The sequence below is a fragment of the Mucilaginibacter sp. P25 genome (assembly GCF_050859465.1).
Lineage (GTDB): Bacteria > Bacteroidota > Bacteroidia > Sphingobacteriales > Sphingobacteriaceae > Mucilaginibacter > Mucilaginibacter gossypii.
Genome location: NZ_CP193937.1, coordinates 4,506,089 through 4,529,764, shown reverse-complemented (window position 1 = coordinate 4,529,764; position 23,676 = coordinate 4,506,089). Strand labels below are relative to the sequence as shown.

Here is a 23,676-nt window from a genome sequence, read left to right as displayed (position 1 = left end):
TTATTGGGTGTAAATGCCGTTTTCTATATCGGTTAACAGGAAAGGATGTGTTGGCTGCCAGTTTAAGTGTTCTTGGGTCCACGTGCTCGAAGTCGGGCAATCGATCGCCGCCATGTGGGCAAACCAGCCGAAATGCCCGGCTGCTTCTTCGCTGGTAATCGATCTGACCGGTAGGTTCAATTGAGCGCCAATGGCCTCGGCGATGCTTTTAACGGTTATGCCTTCTTCTGTATTCGCATGGAAACGCGCTCCGGGCGTTGCCTGCTCCAATGCTAAACGGTACAATAACGTAGCGTCCAGCCGGTGTCCCGCGTTCCAGCGGTTCTGTCCTTCGCCAATGTAGGCAGAGAACCCTTTTTCTCGTGCCAGATTCACCAGGATAGGGATAAAGCCGTGTTTGTCCCCATCGCCATGCACTGAAGGCGGCAAACGCACAATGGCGGCACGGACGCCGGCGGCTGCGGCAGTTTCTGCTGCCCGCTCCGAGGCGCGCGGCCAGGCAGGGTTGAATGGTGATGGCATATCTTCGACAGCCAGACTACCGGGATTTACCAGGGCGGTCCCTGAAGTAACGATCAGTGGACGGTCTGAACCGGCCAGTACACTGGCTATGGTTTCTATGGCCCGCTCATCCACCGCGCAAACTTCGGCAAAGCGTGTAAAGTCGTGGATAAAGCCGCAATGGATCACCCCATCGCTTTCGGCGGTGCCTTTACGCAGGCTATCCAGATCTTCCAGATCGCCGTAAAACACTTCGGCCCCGGCTGCTTTTAATTTGGCTGCTGATGCTTCCGAACGCGCCAGCCCCAGTACCTGGTGACCGCCTTTTAATAATTCCTGCACAACGGCAGTACCTACGAAGCCTGATGCTCCGGTAACGAATACTTTCATATTGGTTCTTTTTGTTAATACAAAGAACCGCCGTTACAGTGGGAAAGATTTATCCAAATCCATGTTTGGTTTAGCCGAAACCATGGTATCTATCGTCAGGTGCGTTGTCTGGTCATGCCGAAGAAGCCGCATGGCCTCTCTTAACAATCTGCCTCCTTACACGGCTGAGGTATGCCCGGGTAAGACCCAGAAAAGACGCCATCATGTATAAGGAGATACGGTTGTATCGTGTTGAATGGTGCTGCACGAACGTTGCATAACGTATCTCCGCCGGATCACTGATGTTGATGAAGATCCGGTTCTGATCAGCCTCAAAATTTTTGGTGGTCAGCGCTTCGATGATCCGCCTGAAGCTTGGCGAAGCGGCGAGCAGTTCATCCCATTTATCTTTTGAAAAGCGGATGATTTCACTGTCCTCCAATGCTTCTATAAAACACTTGGAGGTCTGGCCGGACATTAAGCTGCTGAAGTCCGAGACCCACCAGTTCTCAATGGCGAGCCGCATCACATGTTCCTCCTTGTCATCTTCGATGGGGGAATAAACAGAAACTGCCCTTAACGACTAATGCGACGAGAATCACTTACCTCGCCTTCTTCGAGCAGATATTGATTTTTCCGGCCCCTTTTTGAAAGAATTGCAGGAATTGGAGCAAAATCAAATAGTAGCCCGTACGGTGATGCCCACGAAACTGATAACCGTGGAATACGATTTAACGGAACATGGTAAGACTTTAAATGGGGTAATTACCGCTATTTCGGCCTGGGGAGTTACGCATCGAAAATTCCTGTTTAAAAAATAAGCTAAACAGGAATTCTATTATGCATACCGGACACCAACTAAGTTAGTATCAGGTAAAAAAGCGAATTGTGTTAGCTTGCGCCAATAATATTTTATGGCAGGTTTGATATGGAAAAATAAATAGCCTAAACAGGCAAAATGAAGGGTCGAGAAAATAATCATAAAAAACGGGCGGAGAAATCTTTCCCCGTCGGTTCCGGCTCTGCATTAATGTTCAAACAAGGGACACCCAACTGGATTGACTCAATTCACATTTTATCAAAAGAAATTTATTATTTGAAATTAAAAAAGCTCAAATCGGGTACCCATTAATTCAATCCGACACTTAACGAAATAAAAATGTTATTTAACTAGTCGTCTTCGCACGATTTTTTTCCTTCAACATGGATACTGATACTACTTGGATGGATCATACCTAATGTAGAACCGGGCCGGATTCTTAAATATTTTTTAAATACCTTTCCATTACTGCTTTTGATAGTGCGGTATAACTTTCTTCATATCCTTTTCCAGTAAATGGAATCAACGGTTTATCATAATGAATATCTCCGCGGTTGTCAACAAAAACAGAAAAAGAATAATAAAAATTCGCATATGCCTGGTTAATAGCAATATCGTATGTAGGATACATATAATTATCGGACGTATCGAAGTTGTTTAACATGTCGCCAAGAGCGTACCGACGTGTTACTTTAACCAGATTACTTTTACTCTCAACAATTGGAGGTTGACGTGCAGAAAATGCTTTATGATAATCTTTTTCTGCAGAATCCACGAGGATTTAACAAACAAAGTATCCTGTTTACCGGGTGCCTTTACAGTCGCAGTATCTTTGTGGATCACATTTTTTATGTAATTATCAGCGTAAAAGGTCATATATACATTTGATCCCCTTGTATCTATTGAATCTGCATGGGCTTCAATAAGCTGAAACAATAAACTGTCTCGCGTTATTTCCCTCGCCTTAAACCAGGTCCTTGCTGTGTTAAAGATTGAATCGTACCCACAGGTAAGAGGAAAATTGATGTATTCTTTTTTTATAGGACTATATATACATACAGAGTCGTTTGAAATAAATTCCATTTGCCAATCGGGTTCCAACTGGTAACCATCTTTGCTGAACGAAAGGCCATTATCTAACCTGCGTGCCACTTCGGTATAACTGATACCAAATATCTGCTTAAAAGATATCCTGTCTTTTTCGCCGTTGTGTTTTACTATGACTCTTTGTTTACAAGCTATCAAACAAAAAAGGATTAGGAACGAGTAGAAAATCGGTTTTATTTTTTTAACCAGAGGAGTTACATTCATGGAATAGGTTTAATTTAACGCGTTTCAGCTGATCACTCACTTCTTAAGCTCTGCACCGGGTTGGTAACGGCTGCTCTTATTGCATGATAGCTTACAGTTAACACTGCCACGATGATAGCCAGCAGCCCCGCAGCTCCAAACATCCACCATTGTATTGTAATGCGATTAGCAAAGCCTTGAAGCCAGTTATGCATGGCCCACCACGCTACCGGCGACGACAGCAAAATTGACAACAATATCAGCTTTAAAAAATCTATGGAGAGCAGGCTGTTGATTGATGATATGCTCGCGCCCAAAACTTTCCGTATGCCAATTTCTTTGGTGCGTTGCTCTATGGTAAATGCAGCCAGTCCAAACAAGCCCATCGCAGCTAAAATGATAGTTATGACGGTAAAAACACTGAAAATTGCAGCCAGCTTATCTTCGGCTTTATACTGGGCATTAAAAGCATCATCCATAAAAGTGTAATCGAACAGGGTATCCTTATCGTATTTTTTGAAAATGTTTTGTATCGAACCGATCAGCGTAGGCAAGTTGGTACGCGGTTGTACTTTGGCAAACAGGTAGCGCCCGCCCGAGCCGAGTGTCCAGTCCCTTGCCGTATCGGCTGTAATGAAAAGTCCCAGCGGCTGTACTGCATCTTCTAACGAGCCAAAATTGAAATTTTTCACCACTCCGGCTACTTCAAGTTTCTCGGGCCCCGAATCAATAATAGTTCCTATAGGGTTAAGGGGTAAGTGCAATTTCTCTATAGCCAATTCGTTAATGACCACTTTCGATCCTGCTTCTAAGCGGTTATCCTGTATCGGGGGATATTTCCATTGCAATCCCAAAATAGAGATGAAGTTTTTATCTACTCTTAAACCACGCAGCATCATGCTTTCTTCTTTGGAATTACCGCCTATACCGATTATGTCATAACTCCCGAACATTCCATAACGGGAAGTTGCTACATTACTTATGCCCGGCAATGACATAACATCCCGCTTAAATGCTGCATAACTTTTAAGCCCGCTGCCAGTCGGTATCATGATAACATTATCACGGTCGACACCAGTTTCTGTGTGCCTGAAAAAATAAAGCTGCCGGTCTATTACAATACCACAAATAATCAGTGCTACAGATATCGAAAACTGAAGGGTGGTAAATATCTTCCGGATGATGATACCACCCGATTGTTTGCTCATTTTTCCCTTGAGAGTAATGGCCGGCTTAAAGCCCGACAACACTAATGACGGATAACTGCCGGCTATTAATATCGTTAACACCAACAACCCAAACAAAATAGATAAAGTTAGCGGATTGAGCAGAAATGTATAATCGATTTGCAGTTGAAGAATATTAAAAAATACCGGCTTGAACAACAAACACAACAAACACAACAAACAGCCGATGCCAAATGATATAGTAGAAAAAACAGCTGATTCAACATAAAACTGCATGGCGATGCCTTTGCGGCTTGCACCTGAAACCTTACGCACACCGATCTCTTTTGCCCGCAACGTAGCCCTCGCTGTTGACAGGCTCATATAATTGAACAAGGCCAGCAAAAGGATCAATATAGCAACCAGGGGGAATATGGTAAGGTATTTAAAATTAGAGTTGTCATGCGACCTTTTCAAATGTTGATCCAAGAACGGGAACAGTGAGAATTTAATGTTTGGATCCCTTTCTTTACCCGCATCAAATGCCAGGAGGCCACGCCTCAACACTGCTGTATCCGTACGGTGTTTCAGAAGAAGATAAACATCGAAAGCTCCCCCGCCTATTCCTGGTGCACCGATGAACATGTCAGAAATTCTGGTTTTCATTAAACCGCTGTTGGAAGCAACAAAATTATACTCAATAGAAGAATTGGACGGACAATTTTCGGCCACTCCGGTTACCTGGTAAGTATAGGCGCTATCCGTTTTAATGGTTAGGCGTTTGCCTACAGGGTTTTCATTGCCGAAATATTTTGCAGCCATGGCCTGTGATATCACAACCGAAAAAGGTGAGGATAAAACCTGCGATGCCTGCCCTGACAATAGCTTAAAGGAAAAGAAACTGAAAAAACCAGGATCTGCAAACAACAGTTTATTTTCAGTGAATTTGAGCTCCGGTTTTGAAGGGTTAATAACTACCGACGGCATAAAATAATGCAGCGTACGCATATAGTCTTCCACAACAGGCTGCGTTTGTTTAATGATCGGGCCTGATGCATAACTCATATGATCCATATTAATGGTATTGCCGTTTATTTTTGTTTCGGCAAAAGGCCTGAATATGCGATCTGCATTTTTGTGAAACCGATCATAGCTATGTTCATGGGCAACATAAAGCGAGATGAGCATACATACGGCCAGCCCGACAGCAAGGCCAGAAATATTAATGAAGCTGTAAAGCCTTTGCCGTACCAGGTTTCTCCACCCTATTTTTAAATAATTCTTAAACATATAATTCCGGTTTACTTTATCAGTTGGCCAGTTTGGTTTGGCTTCCTGGTACGAAATTATTGCCGCCGAACGGGAATAAGGGCTCAAATGATAAGTTGGGCCACCTTTTTTCAGGTCATTTTTGTATGCTGCCGGGCTTTTACCCGTGATTTCACGAAAAGTACGATTAAAGGTTGATTTTGAATTAAAACCCGAATCGAAAGCAATGCCCAGCATCGTTAACCTGTCGTAATTGGTGTCCTGCATTTTCAGGGTCACTTCCTGGATACGGTATTCGTTAACAAAGTCATTAAAGTTTTTGCCGAACGTTCCGTTTATAATCCGGGACAGCTCATGGGGATGTATCTTTAGTTTTTCTGCCAGTGTGGTCAGGCTTAGTTCCGGATCATGATATAACCGGTCATCAAGCATGGCTTTCCTTAGCCACACTCCTTTTTCCTGAGCGCAGCAGATGGACCTGACTTTGGCAATACCGGCACATGGGCCGGCACCTCTTTTTCCGGTTTTAAGAAAGCAACAGCTGTTATCCGTATCATTGCAACTGTAAGCAGCAGGTATAAAGGGTAGCAGGCGTATATACCCCGTGCATTGTGGTAATAAAAGTAATTGATTGCTGTAAAAGGTATCCACAATAACCACAGCACACCAAAAATATTCAACCACCGGTGTAACCAGCGCAAGCTCAACCTATACCTGTCGCCCCATCTGTTGAATTTTAAGCCCCGGTAATAGTTTTCAATTAATCTGAAAGAGAGGACCAGGTACACTATCACCGAAATAAATGCTGCCAGGTGTAGTACCGGGCTCATTTGCTGAAACGTTAAAGTATCATCAATGGGCTCACTGGTCCTTAAGCTCTCCTTTATTTCTAACAGCAATATAAATTGTTCTGCCAGTACGGGGCCGGAATGCAGCAGATCCTTCCACCCAAATACCCGATCCGGCCGTACTATCTTTAAAACATAAAAATAAATCAAGGGGCCAAAAGCCAATGAAAACTGCAGTGGTAACCAATTCCAGCGGGGAAAATAGGTTGCCAACCCGATATCGGCACACAACGCCCAAACCATCCACAAAACAATGGTTATCATGGCCACGGCGAGCAAACGGTTAGCCACTCTGTTGATCCCCTTGCCAAACCATAAAAGCAGCGAAAAATTCAACCCGATAAATATGGTTCCGGTTGAGGCGAGGTCATAAAGGCTGATATTAAAGGTATATGGGTTCAAGCGAATCTTTGCTTAATTACATCCAAATTTACATTTATCTGTTGATACGACTCTATTCCTTAATCTAAAAGCACCGTTGTAATGATAGATTTTTTAATTGATATTGATTTATATATCCAACAGACGCTTAATAAAAAAAGTTGTCAACTTTATTGGCAACTTGCCTAAAATTGTACTCCTTGACTTAGTTGGTTCGAACCAACTCAAAGAAGACTTGCCTACAATGTCTAGGATTCCTTTACAAGGAAATAAAAGATGATTTAATCCACCGCACATTCATTAAATAACGTTATTCAATTTGATAAGCGATTTTAGGAACACCTAAAAAGTTAATAATAGTTGTTTATTATTTTTTTACAGGTTCGAGTCCATTAGGGTGCATTTCTGAAAAAAAGCCGTTTTGATATCAAAAAACGGCCTTTTTTTGTCGCTAAACGCGAAATAGGATCCTTCGCTGAAATGTTACTGTAACACTTTTGTAACATGATTTACACGTTTAAGAATGCGTTACGTATCTCACCACGGAACGCACCTACTAATGTTCAATTAAGCCTCAGATCCCAGTTTGCGGATTTAAGCGTTTTCAGCGGATCCTATAAATCATTCACTCCGCAAACTTTTCTCTGGGTTGGTCAACGCAGCTTTTATAGCCTGAAAAATGATAGTGAACAGGGTGATCACGATTGCCGCTATCCAGGATGCGATAAATACCCCTGGGCCAATACTCACGCGGTAAGCATATTTTTCGAGCGAATTTTCCAGGAAGTAGAGTGTAAGCGGCGAAGCAATGAAGCAGCTATTCTATTTTTTTCGGTTTGCATTTTCGCCGGTGGCCATAAATCGTGCTCTGAACTTAGTATTGCTTCAACCCGCGTAACAAATAAACCTTCCTTATTTTGATCGGGCTTGGCGTAAGGCCCCAGGTTAAAATTGTAATAATGGATCTCCGGTTTGAGCTGTTCGTAAGTGGTACGTGCTGTTACCCAAAGTTCCTGATAATTGAAGGTTTTTAATGCGGTAGTGAGAATGGCAACCGCACTCGATATAATCAATGTCAGGATAGTCCAATCAACGCCCAGTCCACTGCCAGGGGCGGCGTTACCTCCTAATTTTAACGCCGTAAATACCGGAGTCAATAACGACAGAATTATCAGAGTCCACTGAAAATTCCTGTAGAGACGATGGTTTTTAGCCGAGGTTGTCTTGTAATACTCCATTTGATGACGATACCTGTCTTCAACATACTTTTGAAAATCATTCTGTTCCATAATGGCAGATAAATGGCATAAGCTTTTGCTTTTTTAAAAGCACTATGCCTATGGGTTGGCGTTTAAAATTTCTTTAATCTTCAATACGGCGGGTTCTTTTCCGGTAATAACTTTCGTTTGTTGCATTTTCTCAAAATCATCCAGGAAACTCACCTTAATTGTCTGACTCCGGTACAAAACATCCTTATAATTCCGGTATAATAGTTCTGCCTCTGTATAATTTCCCTGTAGCAGATTGCCAAGCGCAAGGTTAGTGTAGATCCAAGTTTCACCGGGACCGAGCTCCAGTCCCTTTTTGCTGCAGCAATTGCAGCAGTGTAATCCCGTTCAAAAATTTTGTAGAAAGAAAGCGAACCATATGAAACAGACAATAATCGTTGCGCTTCTGCATCATTGGGAGTGAGAGCCAGGTATTCGTTATAAAGTTTTATATTCTCCGCTGAAAGTTTAGCTTTTTCGCTGTAAACAGAAAGGTCAACTTCTGGCATCTCGGCAATCATTTGATTATTAACCATGGCGAGTTGCCATAGCTCATATCGCCGTTGGCTGGTGTGGTTTATTTGTAACGCATGCGTTAACAAAGCTTTGACCTTGATAAGGGTATCCATCGGCATCTCATTGTACGAATCCGGTGTATGCGGAAAAAAATAAATAACCGACTTTCTGATCAATCTAACATTGTTAGAATGCATGATGTAATCATAAGAAAGCAGGCCACTTTCAAGCTTTTCTTCCTCTGATTGTTTAAGAAAGCCCTTTAATCGGCCAAAACTTTCGTTTATATCAGCCCTCGAATTGTTACGTGTATTCCAAAGACTCACAAGCCCGTCGTTGTCGGTCATCACTGCAGTTATATCATCAATAAATTTCGCGTCTTTAATTGGTGTATTCCCATTGCTGAACCTCTTCATTTTTATATCCGGATAGATTTTTTTCCTTGCATAACTACGCGTCATCTGGTTTGCAGACATATTATGTAATAAGGAATCGTCAGCCGACTCAATCAAAAAAGTGCCTCTTCTTGATAATACTATAGCCTTTTTCCAATCGGCAGAAAGCATAATCTTATCAATTTTTGAGCTGTTATAGCCCTGGTCTAAACCATTGCCGGGCAAAGGCCAGGTAACGACATTTAAAACTCTCCCATCAAACTTTGTCAGGTATATGCTATTTCCCCATACTACTAATAAATTATCGCTGTTCGGAGTAAAACTTACATAGTTTGTCCCCTTGAGGTAATAATTATTTCTTAAAGTAAGCTTTACCATATTATTAATATCCCATGCCTCGTCATACTCTGAGGTTTGAATCAACAACTTTAAGCCATCGGGCGATACTGTTAAACCTTTGATATTCTGTTTAGCTGTAAGGAATTTTCCCTTCATCCTGCCAAATCCGGGGCCCGTTTTTAATTGATCCAGATTCCAGAGCGTAACCGAATCCCGCAGGGAAGTAATAAGCTGTTTTCCGTCTGGAGTAAAAACTGCATATGCAGGTGATGGAATAGTATCTAATAAAGATTCACGACCTTTATCCCAATAAATCAAATTGCCCCGGTCAAGTGCAAGCAACCCGTTGTTGTTTATCGAAATGTATGCTTTCCATCCAAGGGATCCCCCTTTGATCCGGTAAGCCTGACGTAGCTCAATCATTTTGCCAACCGGATCATAACGAAGGGAGAACAGGGAGTCGCTGCCGATAGCATAAAAACCATCGGTTCCGGCGGGCGAAATTTTAAGATTTTCGTCATCTCCCACGTTCAGGATATTATCGGGAAAAAGATTGGTTTCGAAAATAGTCCTGATGATTTGACTCAGGTAAATGTTTTCTGAATGCATGTTCCACAAAGTGTCTGCCATTCTCAGTCCCAAAATAGCATTGGCTGGTATCGTATCAAATGCTATCGCAGCCCTGTTCAGAAGTTGAAGTTTATTATTGTCAATATATTTTTCTACATCTACCGTTCCAGAACGTTCCAGCTTTCCTTTTAACACATTACCCAACATATCGCCCTTGAGCTTGTCACTTAGTCCACTTACCTTATAAAAATGTTCCTTTTGAAGCGCGTTGATGGTTAGTTGTAGTTCAATCGCTTTTTTTGACTCGCCACTTCTTTTGAAACTTTGCGAAGCGAATTAGTAAGTGAATCATTATGTTTTAGTTGCAATTGAAGGCCAGCCTGGCTTTTTATGAGCTCGTTGTTAACAAGTGTGGTCTGTTCCAAATATTTGTCTGCCCTGATCTTTGCGTTTTGAGCTATTCGGGCACTTTTTTGCGCTTCTACAAGGTTTTTGTTCGCCTCTGCCTTTTGCCGGTTTGCCTCTGCCTTTTGCTGAATAGCCCATGCTGCGACTATCAATGTCAGTACTAAACCGAAAGAAAGTATAAACATTAAAATCTTCCTGTTCCTTTCCCGTTCCTGCCTCCTGACTTCTGCCTCAATCTCTAATTTTTGCTCCTCTGTTTCCTGATCCTCCTTTCTTATGCTATAATCCAGGAAGGCAAGATTCTTTTCTTTAAGAAACTCATGATCAGGTTCAGCACCCCTTCTTGCGGGGTTTGATGGTAACGTGAAGCCCATGCTGCCGTAATTTTTATCTTCTCCACCAGCTCTTTCAGTTCACGTAGTAATACACCCTTTATAACATCCGAAGGATCGTGTTCATAAAGCTCTCTTCTTTCATTAAGCCTGGTATAAAGTTTTCCGTTCGCGGTTTCTTCGTTGATCCAGGTACGGAGTTCAACCCAGTTTCGCATCAGGCTTTCATGTGAGATGTCGATAACAAGCTCCGGATTTAATGGCGTAGAGGGGGCGGCATCAGAAAAGAAGTATCTGTTGCCCTGAAATACGCAATTACGGCATTTATTTCTTCCTCATTTGCAGGGAGCGGTTTGCATAGGTCATATATTTTACCGAGTGGAAGCGGCCGACGGCCCCCTTTTTGTCCGCCCTTACTTTGGTCAGTAATGGCCTGGAAAATCAGTTTAGCAATCTGCTGCTTTTTTGAAAGCTTTGCTTGGTTGTCTTTATCACCTAACTCCCGGAATTTATCGCTTGCATGGCGCGATAAAGATTCCTCCATTCCGCCAACGGCCTTGTAATCGTCATATACAATCTCTCCGTTAATTGATCTATCAGATGATTGCCGATACGTTCGCATTAGCGCATGCTGCAAAATTGGCAGTTGATCAAGGTTATCTTTTAGCTTATTTTCTTCAATCTTGTTGATCAGTAATTCAATAAGCCCGGATGCTATGCTCTTTTCCGCCAGCAAAAGCGGACCTTCTATTACTTCCTTCAATTGTGGCCGGTCAAGTTGCGGCACAAGATACTGGCTCCGGTTAATAGCCTCAGGTAAGCCCTGAAAACGGACACAATCGCCAAGAAATTCCGACCGCATGGTGGTAATTACGTAAACAGGATCATCTTTAGTTGTGGCAGCTTTCAGCAACAGGTTTACAAACTGGGTCTGATGCCCGTCCATCAGCCCGCTTTTTGCTGTAAAACGAAATAATTCTTCAAATTGATCAATAATTACAAGCAGGTTTCGTTTTTTTCCTTCTTTTTGCCCTCATTAAGCAATCTGGCAACATCCAACAATCCATAAATGGATCTAAGTAATTGTGGGTAGATCTCCCTGAAATCGTGCTCGATCACTTCTTTGCTCCTTGAACTGCTTCGTATACTGGCCAACGCGATAGCAAGGTTTTCTATAGGATCAGCTCCGGGCCGGCAAATAGCTACGTCCCATCTGTTGCTTGTACCATGCAGATAACCACCGAAGAGTTGCGGAATGAGGCCGGCCCGCACCAAAGATGATTTACCCGTACCCGAACTACCAATAACCGCAAGGAATTTATTGTTTTGAAGCCGCCTGATCAGTTCCTCGGCCTGCCCGCCCCTGCCTTTGAAAAGCTGAAATTCAGATGTGCGGTAAGGCCGCAGGCCGGGAAAAGGATTTTTCTTTATTTCGGCAGGGGTCAGTAATCGGATATGATTACCATCTTCCTGCAAGTCCAGGTAAAATTCATCCAATTGATAACACATGCCAGACAATCCCGCGCCGTTATCTACTGCTGATACCTTTGGTGATTGATTTGGGTTGTTCATTACTTCGGTGCAAAAAGTCCGTTGATAAAACCTTCAAGTTCAAAATCTATTCTGTCTTTGCCTTTTATAATATGATTAAAAGCATTCTTGCTTACATCCCGGTCATATTTTAAATCAATATCAGGATCATCTATGCACAGCATTTTCTGTTGATTGCCTTTGGCGTCTATAAGCATTGACTGCCTTATAACAAACCACTCCGGGTTCGACTGCCCGTAATACAAACAAATCCCCTCGCTTTCTTGTGCTTCCGCGCGATCTTTTTCAAATGGAATGCCTGGTATGCTGAAATTAATGAGGATCCGTTTGTCGGTTTCCATCATGTTTTTAAGTTTAATACGCAGCATGCTGTTATGGTCTTTTTCAAAATCATAAAACATGTATACCTTTTTGTGCGGAGCAAAATCATGTCGCATCGCTTTTATCCTGGCCTCCTTCTCGGCATTCTTATCTTCAATCATCCGAAAAATCGTTTCAAAATTATTTCCAAGTACGGTGGGGTGCATCAACAGCTTTTCATCCAGTTCCTGGCTAACAAGCGGGTTGGGCAACCAAAGGATATTGCTAAAAAAAGCGGCCTGCTTTTCGTGTGTTATAGCAAGGTTATATTGCAATAAATCAAACCCTTCATCCAATTCATCGGCGGTCATCATGATATGAATAGCAAAGGCACATTCCTTTATCAGCTTAAGCATGCGGTCGCTTCTTTCGGTTTCTGGTAACTTTTCAATCGCTTCCCAATCTTTAATACCGGGAACAATTTCATAAGGCCAGTTTTCATATTGTTTGCGCCCCATAACTACATAAAGAAACTCTTTCCGCTTTTCCCGTCCGCTAAAAGAATCGGGAATGGACAGAAACACCTTACGGTTATCGCTCAGCATCGCAATATCTTTTGCCGCCCGGCTTTGTTCATCCTGCTGATCGATTGACTTACGAATCTGCAGATCTGTAAGCATTTCGCCCGCAATTTCATTTATTTTTTTACGATCTGAACGTATTCCCTGTCTGCAGCATCGCCCAATGTAGATAGAAAACGTTTATTGTCTGGCAGTCCCTGGAGCCTGGTTATCTGAGGATAGGGCTCAAGAAAACAATCTTTTACAAAAATCGGCACCACCCTTGTTTTTTTCTTATCCAGGTTTTCCAATGCGGTATTTAGCTCAACGTTATTAATATACCTGGAGTTTAAGAAAGTTTGAGTGATTAAAAGCAGCACGATATGTGCTTCATCAAGCCTGTTTTTTATCTCGGCATCCCATTCTGCTCCAGGCTCTATTTTTCCATCGTCCCATATTCTGATGTTGGGGCAATTCCTGTCTGAAAGAAAAGTCCTTAGCTGTTTGAGATGCCTTTCATCCTCGTGCGAATATGAAATAAAGAGATTAATCATAGCGGGTAATGTTAAAGCACTGGCTGATAAATAGTAACAGATGGTTTGTCTAAATAATTTATAAACATAGCATATATAACTATAGTTAAATCCATAAATAATTTTATCGCAACCTATTCAAATATGGCACTGCATAATCCGAATCGCAAGCGTATTTATACTGAGTTTAGCGCGTATTAATACGTTTTTACTGCAAAAAGGTGTTATTCGGCTACCACTGGCAAATTTAGGGTGTTCTAAATCCCTTAATCGTCAATTAAAAATGGAATAATGTGTGCACACAAGCGATTTGATTATTTAAAGGTGATCTATTAGGTGACCTCTAATTGTAAAAAACACAAGGCATTGATTTACAGCGGAAGTTAAATACGTTATTGTTCCCTAACTCTCCGCGAAAAGAAAAAGTTCAGTAGTACCTTAAATTACTGAAGGAGTTTATTTTTTTATAAGGCTGTTTCTTTGGAGCAGCCTTTTTCTTTTGATGATACGGTGATGACATTGACCATAGTCTTAATCTTTTCTTTCGAAAATCGTAGTCCGATGACCCAACTTAAAAAAAGCAACTGGTGTCGAGAAGGTAATTAAGCAGGTGATTATTATTTCAACTTTAATTTCAAATTTTCAGTTTGTTTAATTGTGGTGTCAGGTTTAAGGCTATTGGAAACGTAAGGCTCCAAAATAATTTTGACAACTGCTCCATTTTCTAAAATATCGGTTCTTGCGGTACCGCTATTATCTTTAAGTTGTTCTGAAATATTAAATGTTGTAAATTTTTTTGATTGGGGTACAACATTTCTCGGCTTGGTGATATAATTTCAACGATTAGTGCAAAGGCTAATTCGTCCGCCTGACCCTTTTAAAAGTATCCTGATCAACTGTAGTGTCTTCCTAGTTGTCCCCATTCATTATCAGTCAAATCACGGACAGTTAAAATATCAATATTTTTATAATTCGCTTATTCTACCGCACCTTACTGAAAGCCCTTAGTTGTAAAAATACGCCCTTTGAGGCATTCAGATCCTCCATTGATGGAGCCAACACATCTATGCGGGCACGGCCTACCCTATGCTTCCAGCTTTTATATTCAATGATTGTTTTATAGGTACGCAGTTTCGTCTTATGAATTACTCGTACATCTATTTGCCGGAACGCGTTCGATTTACCTATTTCTTCTACGTTATGATCTACTATTACTTCATCGTTATCTTTATATAATTCAGCAACAAACAACTCAAATTGGTTCCAATCAATACGTTTTTTCAAAAAGTCTGTTGCAATTACTCTTTTGTATTAATTACCTGATTATTTACTACCCTTACAATGGTACTATGTGATTGCCGATCTTCGTCTAAATAGGATATTTTTAAAGTAAGCCTTTTAATTTTTCAGGTATATGAAAAGCCATTATGCGGTCTGCTTCCGTGTGAACATTCTCTACAAATTGTCGGTACCCCGCATTTAATTCAATGCTGTTAAAGGGTTGAAAATTGTTAATTTCTGTTAGCTGCCCTAATTCAGAAAAATAAACATCGCCGATACTTTCATTTTGTCATTTATGGCTGATGTTTCATTGCAGAGCGGTAAACAAATATTAGTTTTGGGTAATGATTGCAGACCCGCTAAGCGTTTCCATTTTTGAGATGAGGCTGGAAGAAATCCATCGCCGCGATCCTATGCTAAGATATGATATTAGCATTCGCGATTTTATTGCCTTATTCCCGCTTAAAATAAAAGACGGAAAACCTCTGAAACCCGAGCAGCCTGCTTCCTTTGCCTTAGACAGGGATGTGTTTTTGCAGGTACTCGTAGCGTTTAACCAGTCATTCAACTAATTAATCCGCACTCCGTTGTTTCATCCAATCAGGAACACTTCTAAATAACAAATAAACAATTTTGGCGGCTTGTCAAGTTTTAACTTTGGCCAAAATTTAACACATGGAGAAAACTAAACTTACCATTAATAATAACGGTTCGGTTAAAATAGAAGGCGATTTTGAAATTGTTGATATGCAGGGCAACGCTTACGGTTTACAGGGCCGTACTGTAGTTTCTATTTGCCGTTGCGGCTTATCGGCAAACAAACCATTTTGCGATGGTTCGCACAAAGGTCATTTTGAACATAACGCTATCGCCTTTGATCTTCCGCCCAAAAAAGTGTAAACAATTGTTTTAATATACATAAAGCCCGGTGTTTAATTACATTGGGCTTTTGTTTTGTACACGATTTTTAAAATAATCTGCATTTTTGAAAACTATGCTTAAATCAACAAAGCGGCACTTTTTTCATATCGGTTATCATGGCGCAAGATATTCGGGCTGGCAAAAACTTTCTAAAGCAATTACAGTGCAGGAGGTAATTGAAACGGCCCTCTCTAAAATACTAAAACAACCTGTTGCCATTAACGGTTGCGGCCGTACAGATGCTAAGGTACATGCAAGTCAGTATTTTTTTCACGCAGATATTCCTGACAGTTTAGATTTCGACCTGTTATTTCGCCTTAACAAACTGCTGCCGGATGATATTGCTGTATTTGATATTATCCCGATGCAGGGCGATCCGCATGCCCGTTTTGATGGCGTGATCCGTACCTATGATTATTTCATCCATAATTATAAAGACCCATTTCTTAGTAATTTCAGTTCACTTTATCCGGATCAGGATCTTGATTTGGATGCAATGAAAAAGGCTGTTTCCATCCTGCCTCATTACACCGACTTCCGCGCCTTGTGCAAAACGCCCAACAGGATTGAGCACACTATTTGCCACGTAAAATCTACAGGGCTTTATATCGACGGCAATGGAAGCAAGCTCAGATTTAACATTACCGCCAATCGTTTTTTATATAAGATGATCAGGATCACTGTTGGTCGCCTGCTTGAAATTGGCAAAGGACAGATGAGCACAGATGAATTTGAGTTTTATATTGCCAACAAACAAACACCCAAAATCATTATTCCGGCACACCCCCAGGGCTTGTATCTTTCAAAAGTAACTTATCGTTACCTTGATCTTGAACCGCGGTCGGCATTTTCACTGCTCAACAGTACAGACTGGTACCCCCTATAACATTTATTTGCCATGACAAACGTATGTAAATGGGGGTTAACAGGGTTAACACTTTTTAAAAGTTACATTTTCAAATAACTTATATTCAGATACTTAAATAAAATCAAGGGTTACACTAAACTGATATTCTTGAGCTCTTAAACATGTCCGAATGTTTGTGCTGGTTATCGGCAAAAGCGGGTACAGATGAAACCAGTAACATTAACCGCGATCAGGCCATAAAACAAGTATCATTTGATGCTGATTGCTCACCAACATCATAACCTTATTTTGTTAGCAATCTTATAACAAGTCGTCGCCGCTAAATATTTAGATGCAGTTCCCCTGCCTTATCTGCTGATTTTTAAAAATATGACGCGTTAATTTGGTACTTTTGCACCCTCATTTTAACTTTTAATAAGTATCCTGATGGCGTGGTCTGATAAATTGAAGCTTAACAAACAATTATTGCGTTCGGTAAATGAAGCCGGTTTTGCAAACCCTAAAGAGCTTCAGCTTAAAACAATCAACCGCATAATTGGCGGGCAGGATATTATCGCCATAGGCCCCGAAGGCAGCGGGAAGACCACCACTTATGTATTAGGTGTATTAAACCGCTTTAACTATGCTCCCGAAGGTGTTCCGCGTGTATTGGTGCTTGTACCCGAAAAAGAACAGGTGTTTGCTGTTATAGAACAGTTTGACAGGCTTAACAAAAATAAATCTATCCGCATAGTTGGCCTGTACGTCACTCCTGGCTTTGAAAGCCAGATGGATGAGCTTGCCGACGGTGCCGACATTGTTGTAGCCACTCCCGACAGGGCGAGGGCCATCTATCTTAAACTGGCCTTAAATTTAAATAAGGTTGATTTGCTGGTGATAGATGATGCCGACCAGATTGTAAAAAGATTTGCAATTGCCGGTTGTTGAACTGGCTAACAGTATTGACAAGGGCCAACACCTGGTGTTTACCGAGGTGATGCACGCCAAACTCGAAAAAATGCTTGATCCGTTCATGAGGCAACCGGCTACAATTGAGGTTGATGAACTGGGCGAAACGGCTATTGAAACCCATGAGCAGCTTTTATATAACGTACCAAACTTTGGCACCAAGCTAAACCTGCTCAATTTATTCATGTACGATGAAGAACTGTTTACTAAAACCATTGTATTCGTAAACACCCAAACAACTGCTGAGAAGCTTTTTCAAAGCCTTAAAAGCCGTTTACGTACCGGTGTAGCATATTTAAACCCTAAGTTTTTCGACTCAAAGGGGTTCAAAACCATTCAAGAGTTTAAAGCCGAAGCGGGTGCAAGAATCCTGATCGTGACTAACGAAAATGACGAAAACCTTAACCTGAGCGGTATCCCCTTCCTGATCCATTTTGATTTGCCTACAGATAATGAACTGTTTATTAGCCGTGTGGCAAATCCTAATCCGGACGATAAGGAAGAAACGCTGGCCATGACCTTTGCTACTGATATCGAGTTGAGCCAGGTAAAAAAGATTGAGCAGATGATAGGGAATAAAATCCCAGTAGCCGAGCTGCCGGATGACCTGGTGATAGTAACCGAGTCGAAGCCTAAAAAAGCGGATGCTAAGGAAGATGTTAAACCCGCAGGTGTTGGTGAAGCTTTCCACGAAAAAAAGCATCAAATGCTAAAACTTATAATTTAAGTGCCGGTACCAAGGCTAAAATGAATAAAAAGAAAAAACACGGGTAGTTATATCCCAATGTCATTCAAAACTTGTTTCGGCACCCCATAAGCCAGATAGCCAATTTGCTCAGCATGGTTGCTTAGCGAGTGAGGTGTTAAAACAAGTTAACATGACTTTCTTTTTATAAGTATCACACTATCTCCAAATACAACTCTTCTACCTTTTTCCTTGCCCAATCGGTTTTTCTCAAAAACTTGAGACTTGATTTTATACTTGGATCATCGTTAAAACAATTGATCCGGATCCGTGTGCCCAGTTCTTTCCAGCCAAAGTGAGCTACCAATTCATTAAGGATCATCTCAAGTGTTTTGCCATGTAACGGGTTATTGGGCTGTTGCTGCATATGGCAAAAGTAAATGTTTGTTTTGTTAAAATGGTATAACAAAATTTGTTACCATCTCGTTTAAATAGTAAATGATATTAGCTGATATTTAATAAACGGTAAATTTTATTAAATTTAATGCAGCCAATCATGCACGGTTAAACCACTTCTTCAATTTGCCCAGAAATATTTTAATGAATAGCTATAAGTGTTATCTTGTTTTATTGTTGCAAGCTATTTCGTTATGCGTGTTCTCGCAAAACCGTCCTATTCATTTTCAGCATATCGGCAGTCGCGAGGGGCTTTCTGAGTTAAACATCAATTGCATTATGCAGGACAGCCGCGGCTTTATATGGGTGGGCACGCGCGACGGTCTTAACCGTTATGACGGTAACAAATTCAAAGTTTTTAAAAACATCGTTAACGATACTAACAGTATCAGCAACAGCTTTGTTCAGGATGTAATTGAGGACAAAAACGGAAACCTGTGGATCTCGACCAGCGGTGGGGGGTTAAACATGTACGACCGAAAACTTGATCGTTTTATCCATTATCGCCATAACCGAAACAATACCAATTCAATTGCGAGCGATCTTTTAGTTAAGATAGCGCTCGATAAAAGCGGCAACCTGTGGGTCTCGAATCAAAAAGAAGGTCTTGATCAGTTTAATATCGCGAAAAAAAGTTTACCCATTACCGGTATAATGCAGCCGATGCAACCGGTTTAAGTGATAACAATGTCCGTACAGTTTATGTAGACAGTCAAAATAAGGTATGGGTGGGTACAACCTACGGCGGACTAAATCTTTATAAGCCTCAAAGCGGTGATTTTACCCGCTTTGTTCATGATGAAAGCATCTCTTCTTCTATATCAGCCAACAAGGTCAATGCTATCTTGGAAGATAGCGATCATCGTTTATGGGTTGGGCTAAGTGATGGGGGCCTTAATTTGTTTAATCCGGCAACCCAAACTTTTACCCATTATAAGAATGATCCGCACGATAATAATTCCCTTTCGTACAACACGGTACAATGCATGGTAGAAGACAGTAATCATAACTTGTGGATAGGTACGGAAAACGGCGGGTTAAGTATTTTTAATTATGCCGAAGGAAAATTTAACAACCATTTTGAGGATGATGTAGATAACAGCAGCATTGCTAATAACTCGGTAGATGTAATCCTGAAAGATAAGAGCGGGAATATATGGATCGCTGCATTTGCATCAGGCCTTAACTTTTATAAAAAAACAAGCGAAAACTTCATACATTACAAGCACGGCGCCCAGCCAAATAGTCTGTCAAATAACTTTGTATTAAGTATTTACGAAGACAAAAATAACAACATATGGCAAGGCACAGATGGCGGCGGCCTCAATCTTTTCAACCCGGAGAAGGGTGAGTTTAAGGTTTATAAAAACAACAAAAACGACAATGCCAGTGTTTGCGGAAACTATGTTTTGGCTATACAGGAAGATGCGAAAAATAACCTATGGATTGGCACCTGGGGCGATGGGGTAAGTATGATGAACCCGCAAACCCGCAGGTTCAGGACATTTAAACATAATCCGGACGATAGTACAAGTATAGGCGGGAATAACATTTATGCCATCACTAAAACACTTGATGGAAAACTATGGTTTGGCACGCTTGGGACAGGGCTTGATTTATTTGACCCTAAAGCCAACAGGTTTATTCATTACCGTCACGATCCCGGCAACCCCAAAAGCATAAGCAGTGATAATATCAATTCGCTGCTTGGCGATTCGAAAGGTAACCTTTGGGTGGGCACTAATGATGGAGGCGTAAACCTGTATGATGCTGCAACTGATTCATTTAAACCGGTACAATACGAAAAACTGAACAGTGCGGTAGGCAACAACACCGCGCTCGACCTTTTTGAAGATCACCTGGGTAATATCTGGATCTGCACTTACGGCGGTATCTATCGCTTAAATCCTGCTACCGGTAAGGTTACAAATTTTAAAGCAAAGGATGGCCTTCCCAATGATTACGCGTACGCGGTTGAAGAAGATAACAGCGGTAATTTATGGATCAGTACCAATAAAGGCATTTCCAAATACAATCCTAAAACTAACCAATTCAGGAATTTTACCATTGAGGATGGTTTACAGGCCGACGAGTTTAAACCTCACTCGGCTGTAAAAAGTCATGATGGCACCATGTACTTTGGCGGGGTTAACGGGTTTAATATGTTTAATCCTGAAAATATCCATGAAAATATATATAACCCTCCACTGGTACTTACCGATTTTCAGATTTATAACAAATCTATCCGCGTAGCTCAAAACAGCGATGATCCTTCGCCCCTGAAAGAAGATATTTCCGAAACAAAATCAATAACCTTAACGCATGATCAATCGGTTATATCGTTTGAATATGTATCTATGGACTTTGCCCTAAGCAATAAGGGAACGTATGCTTATTTACTCGAAGGCTTTGATAAAACCTGGAATTATGTAGGCAATAAAAACACGGCCACGTATACCAATCTGCCGGCCGGAAATTATGTATTCAGGGTAAAAAGCCGCAGCGCCGATGGCAAATGGTCTATCCGGCAGGTAAGCCTGAATGTTACTGTGCTTCCGCCTTTCTGGCTTACCTGGTGGTTTATCAGTTTGCTGATCGTGCTGATTGTTACGGCCATTTATGCATTTTATCGCTATAAAGTAAATGCTATAGTGAAACAAAAAAACCTGCTTGAAAAGCAGGTTAGCGAACGTACCGCCGAGGTAATGCAACAATCGGAAGAGTTGAAAACACAATCCGAAAATCTGCAGACCTTAAATGCTGAACTCCAAAATCAGTCCGAAGAGTTACAGGCTTTGAACGAAGAACTGCTTTCCCAATCGGAAGAGCTGCAACTGCAAAAAGAACAGGAACGTGAGGCCCGGGAAGAAGCTGATAAAGCTAACCAGGCCAAAAGCATATTTTTAGCTACCATGAGCCATGAGATCAGAACGCCCATGAACGGTGTTATTGGCATGGCCTCACTCCTGGGCGAAACTGAACTGAATGCCGAGCAGCGCGATTATACGGATACCATTATTTCCTGCGGTGATAGTTTGGTAAATGTGATCAATGATATCCTTGATTTCTCCAAAATCGAATCAGGAAAGATGGAAATGGAGCAGGAAGATTTTGACCTGCGCCAGTGTATTGAAGAGGTAATGGATATCTTTTCGCAAAATGCAGCCAAACGCGAACTGGAGCTGGTTTACCAGATTGACCCCGCCCTGCCCCAGCAGGTAATTGGTGATAGTTTGAGATTAAAACAGGTGCTCACTAATTTAACTGGCAATGCACTTAAGTTTACCGAACGCGGCGAAGTATTTATTAAAGTGTTTTTATCCAAAAGTATTGGCGATAAGGAAATTGAAATCGGTTTTAGTGTAATGGATACCGGTATAGGGATCCCGGAGGATAAATTGACAACTTTGTTTAATGCGTTTTCGCAGGTTGATTCATCAACAACGCGAAAGTATGGAGGCACCGGCCTTGGTCTCGTGATCAGCCAGCGTCTGGTAAACTTAATGGGGGGCGAAATATGGGCTGAAAGTATTTATGGAGAAGGCTCTGTTTTTGTATTTACCATAAAAGCCACTATCAGCAACAAACAGTCGAAACATGTACCTATTGTTTTTAATGCCGAAGAGCTTGAGGGCAAAAAGGTGCTTATTATTGATGATAATAAAACAAACCGGTTTATCCTGCAAACGCAGCTCGAACAATGGGGAATCCAAACGGTGGCGGCGGCCTCGGGCAGGCAGGCGCTTGACATCCTTACTGCCAATAACGGATTTAACTTGGTTATAACCGATATGGAAATGCCTGAGATGGATGGCGTAGGATTGGCGCGGGAAATCAAAAGCAATTATGGAGAATTGCCGATAATTATGCTCAGTTCTATAGGCGATGGTTCAAAGAAAAAATATCCGGGCTTATTTTCAACTATTTTAACCAAACCTGTAAAACAATCGCAATTAGGTAAAAGCCTCCAGGCCGAGTTCCAGGGAAAAACACAGGCGCCGGCTCCTGAAGCAAAGCCGGACAAACTGCTTGATGTAAATTTTGCGAAAGATCACCCCCTCAGCATACTTGTGGCTGAAGATAACACGGTTAATCAAAAGCTGATTAGCCGCATGTTGGAGAAGCTGGGCTATAGTTTTGAACTGGCCCATAACGGGCACCAAACGCTCGATAAATTAAAGGCTAATCCAACCTTTGATGTAATTTTCATGGATGTACAAATGCCTGAGATGGATGGCTTTGAGGCAACCCGGCATATTCGTCAATATGCTTTTAAGCAGCCTTTTATCATCGCTATGACCGCTAATGCCGGCCCCGACGACCGGGATATGTGTATAAGTGAAGGCATGGACGATTATATTGCCAAGCCCATGAAAACCGAAGCATTGATCAATGTTTTAAAGGGCGCTTACAAAATGATGAAGAATGTAAAGGGCAAGTATGTTTAACTGTTGAAGGCAAAGCTAATTATTCTGATGCCACACCCCAGTAACAATTATGGCGGATTTTTTTAAGAATTGCGGGTGTTATGCTTGACACTTCATGCTGATATTTATTCTGGCTATTGAGCAGGTACATGGTACCGCTGGTATTGTTATAAATATATGTGCATAAGCGCGCGTCTTCACCATCTTCATCTTTCTTTACGTCAACTCTTATACCGTTGGTTTTGTTACTCGTGTCTGGTGTTAATGCCGGGGCCGACGCTTTTACCCAGTTAATGGTATAATTTATGTTTTGCGGCGAAACACCGTTGGTGTTTTCTTTGTAGCTTTTACTATCCTGAATAACTGTAAGCAAACATTTTACGCATGGATCGCCCACCGTTGCCTCTCCATATTTTTTGCGCGGATTATTGATCACGCTATTTTTTTTACCTGCAACGGTAACTATTGTTTTTGAAATATCATTTGATAAAGGCTTCGGTTTGTTTTGTTTGCAAGCAAATATGGTCATCGCCAAGGCGCAAAAACAAATACATGGTTTAAACAGAATCATGGTTTATAGATTAGCTCTTAACTTATATACATCATTTTAGCCGTTTTGTGTTATCGTGTTTTGATATACCAAATGCGGTATTAATCTATAAATGGAGTTTAAA

The 23,676-nt window shown here is 41.4% G+C and carries 24 protein-coding genes; 8 read left to right on the top strand and 16 right to left on the bottom strand.

From position 1 onward, the window contains the following. Both ACRQ5D_RS22835 and ACRQ5D_RS22830 read right to left on the bottom strand, forming a co-directional pair. Positions 1–891 (bottom strand): SDR family oxidoreductase, encoded by an 891-nt coding sequence (locus tag ACRQ5D_RS22835; RefSeq protein WP_091170926.1) that lies wholly within the window; start codon positions 889–891, stop codon positions 1–3. Between the two features lie 112 nt (positions 892–1,003). Further along, the gene (locus tag ACRQ5D_RS22830; RefSeq protein WP_432326717.1) at positions 1,004–1,399 is read right to left on the bottom strand and encodes a Crp/Fnr family transcriptional regulator; all 396 of its coding nucleotides are present in this window, start codon (positions 1,397–1,399) and stop codon (positions 1,004–1,006) included. Between the two features lie 118 nt (positions 1,400–1,517). On the opposite strand from ACRQ5D_RS22830, the gene ACRQ5D_RS22825 reads away from it, so the two are divergent. Then, positions 1,518–1,691: a winged helix-turn-helix transcriptional regulator gene (locus ACRQ5D_RS22825; RefSeq protein WP_176844509.1), complete on the top strand. Its 174-nt coding sequence runs from the start codon at positions 1,518–1,520 to the stop codon at positions 1,689–1,691. A 438-nt stretch (positions 1,692–2,129) separates the two neighbouring features. Here ACRQ5D_RS22825 and ACRQ5D_RS22820 read toward each other — a convergent pair whose 3' ends face one another. The 12 genes from ACRQ5D_RS22820 to ACRQ5D_RS22765 all read right to left on the bottom strand — a co-directional run bounded on the left by ACRQ5D_RS22820 (position 2,130) and on the right by ACRQ5D_RS22765 (position 14,700). Further along, on the bottom strand, positions 2,130–2,465 hold the full coding sequence (locus ACRQ5D_RS22820) for a hypothetical protein (protein ID WP_432326715.1): 336 nt from the start codon (positions 2,463–2,465) through the stop codon (positions 2,130–2,132). A gap of 568 nt (positions 2,466–3,033) precedes the next feature. Then, the gene (locus tag ACRQ5D_RS22815; protein ID WP_431200529.1) at positions 3,034–5,865 is read right to left on the bottom strand and encodes an ABC transporter permease; all 2,832 of its coding nucleotides are present in this window, start codon (positions 5,863–5,865) and stop codon (positions 3,034–3,036) included. Continuing rightward, positions 5,856–6,665 (bottom strand): hypothetical protein, encoded by an 810-nt coding sequence (locus tag ACRQ5D_RS22810; RefSeq protein WP_431200528.1) that lies wholly within the window; start codon positions 6,663–6,665, stop codon positions 5,856–5,858. The genes ACRQ5D_RS22815 and ACRQ5D_RS22810 overlap by 10 nt, the downstream gene beginning before the upstream one ends. 725 nt (positions 6,666–7,390) lie before the next feature. Then, on the bottom strand, positions 7,391–7,933 hold the full coding sequence (locus tag ACRQ5D_RS22805) for a DUF4231 domain-containing protein (protein ID WP_431200527.1): 543 nt from the start codon (positions 7,931–7,933) through the stop codon (positions 7,391–7,393). 149 nt (positions 7,934–8,082) lie between these two features. After that, positions 8,083–9,939, bottom strand: coding sequence for a hypothetical protein (locus tag ACRQ5D_RS22800; protein WP_432326712.1), 1,857 nt, complete (start codon positions 9,937–9,939; stop codon positions 8,083–8,085). 68 nt (positions 9,940–10,007) lie between these two features. Further along, on the bottom strand, positions 10,008–10,325 hold the full coding sequence (locus ACRQ5D_RS22795) for a hypothetical protein (protein WP_431200524.1): 318 nt from the start codon (positions 10,323–10,325) through the stop codon (positions 10,008–10,010). A gap of 89 nt (positions 10,326–10,414) precedes the next feature. Beyond that, on the bottom strand, positions 10,415–10,708 hold the full coding sequence (locus ACRQ5D_RS22790; protein ID WP_431200848.1) for a hypothetical protein: 294 nt from the start codon (positions 10,706–10,708) through the stop codon (positions 10,415–10,417). Between the two features lie 20 nt (positions 10,709–10,728). Then, a complete protein-coding gene (locus ACRQ5D_RS22785) occupies positions 10,729–11,466 on the bottom strand; it encodes a hypothetical protein (protein WP_432329840.1) in 738 nt (245 codons plus the stop codon). Between the two features lie 2 nt (positions 11,467–11,468). After that, positions 11,469–12,044: a hypothetical protein gene (locus ACRQ5D_RS22780; RefSeq protein ID WP_432326708.1), complete on the bottom strand. Its 576-nt coding sequence runs from the start codon at positions 12,042–12,044 to the stop codon at positions 11,469–11,471. Continuing rightward, positions 12,044–13,003 carry a hypothetical protein gene (locus ACRQ5D_RS22775; protein ID WP_431200522.1) on the bottom strand — a complete coding sequence of 320 codons (960 nt, stop codon included), beginning with the start codon at positions 13,001–13,003 and terminating at the stop codon, positions 12,044–12,046. Before ACRQ5D_RS22775 ends, ACRQ5D_RS22780 begins: the two co-directional genes overlap by 1 nt. A gap of 17 nt (positions 13,004–13,020) precedes the next feature. Continuing rightward, positions 13,021–13,437, bottom strand: coding sequence for a toll/interleukin-1 receptor domain-containing protein (locus ACRQ5D_RS22770; RefSeq protein WP_431200521.1), 417 nt, complete (start codon positions 13,435–13,437; stop codon positions 13,021–13,023). 960 nt (positions 13,438–14,397) lie between these two features. Beyond that, positions 14,398–14,700 (bottom strand): restriction endonuclease, encoded by a 303-nt coding sequence (locus tag ACRQ5D_RS22765; protein ID WP_176844508.1) that lies wholly within the window; start codon positions 14,698–14,700, stop codon positions 14,398–14,400. A 341-nt stretch (positions 14,701–15,041) separates the two neighbouring features. On the opposite strand from ACRQ5D_RS22765, the gene ACRQ5D_RS22760 reads away from it, so the two are divergent. The 5 genes from ACRQ5D_RS22760 (at position 15,042) to ACRQ5D_RS22740 (ending at position 18,161) form a co-directional block, all read left to right on the top strand. Further along, on the top strand, positions 15,042–15,269 hold the full coding sequence (locus ACRQ5D_RS22760) for a hypothetical protein (protein WP_091170896.1): 228 nt from the start codon (positions 15,042–15,044) through the stop codon (positions 15,267–15,269). Positions 15,270–15,372: 103 nt separating this feature from the next. Further along, positions 15,373–15,597 (top strand): CDGSH iron-sulfur domain-containing protein, encoded by a 225-nt coding sequence (locus ACRQ5D_RS22755; RefSeq protein ID WP_090525766.1) that lies wholly within the window; start codon positions 15,373–15,375, stop codon positions 15,595–15,597. Positions 15,598–15,691: 94 nt separating this feature from the next. Beyond that, positions 15,692–16,504: a tRNA pseudouridine synthase A gene (locus ACRQ5D_RS22750; protein WP_091170893.1), complete on the top strand. Its 813-nt coding sequence runs from the start codon at positions 15,692–15,694 to the stop codon at positions 16,502–16,504. Positions 16,505–16,912: 408 nt separating this feature from the next. Continuing rightward, a complete protein-coding gene (locus tag ACRQ5D_RS22745; RefSeq protein WP_432326705.1) occupies positions 16,913–17,413 on the top strand; it encodes a DEAD/DEAH box helicase in 501 nt (166 codons plus the stop codon). Then, positions 17,400–18,161, top strand: coding sequence for a helicase-related protein (locus ACRQ5D_RS22740; protein WP_431200519.1), 762 nt, complete (start codon positions 17,400–17,402; stop codon positions 18,159–18,161). The genes ACRQ5D_RS22745 and ACRQ5D_RS22740 overlap by 14 nt, the downstream gene beginning before the upstream one ends. A gap of 172 nt (positions 18,162–18,333) precedes the next feature. On the opposite strand, the gene ACRQ5D_RS22735 is transcribed toward ACRQ5D_RS22740, so the two are convergent. Then, entirely contained in the window at positions 18,334–18,546 is a 213-nt protein-coding gene (locus ACRQ5D_RS22735; protein ID WP_091170888.1) for a VF530 family DNA-binding protein, read from the bottom strand. A 173-nt stretch (positions 18,547–18,719) separates the two neighbouring features. On the opposite strand from ACRQ5D_RS22735, the gene ACRQ5D_RS22730 reads away from it, so the two are divergent. Both ACRQ5D_RS22730 and ACRQ5D_RS22725 read left to right on the top strand, forming a co-directional pair. Next, positions 18,720–19,253, top strand: a complete 534-nt coding sequence (locus ACRQ5D_RS22730; RefSeq protein ID WP_432326703.1) for a ligand-binding sensor domain-containing protein — start codon at positions 18,720–18,722, stop codon at positions 19,251–19,253. Positions 19,254–19,303: 50 nt separating this feature from the next. Further along, positions 19,304–23,023: a response regulator gene (locus tag ACRQ5D_RS22725; RefSeq protein ID WP_432326701.1), complete on the top strand. Its 3,720-nt coding sequence runs from the start codon at positions 19,304–19,306 to the stop codon at positions 23,021–23,023. 19 nt (positions 23,024–23,042) lie between these two features. Here the strand turns inward: ACRQ5D_RS22725 and ACRQ5D_RS22720 are convergent, their stop codons facing one another. Then, a complete protein-coding gene (locus tag ACRQ5D_RS22720) occupies positions 23,043–23,573 on the bottom strand; it encodes a hypothetical protein (protein ID WP_432326699.1) in 531 nt (176 codons plus the stop codon). Between the last annotated feature and the right edge of the window lie 103 nt (positions 23,574–23,676).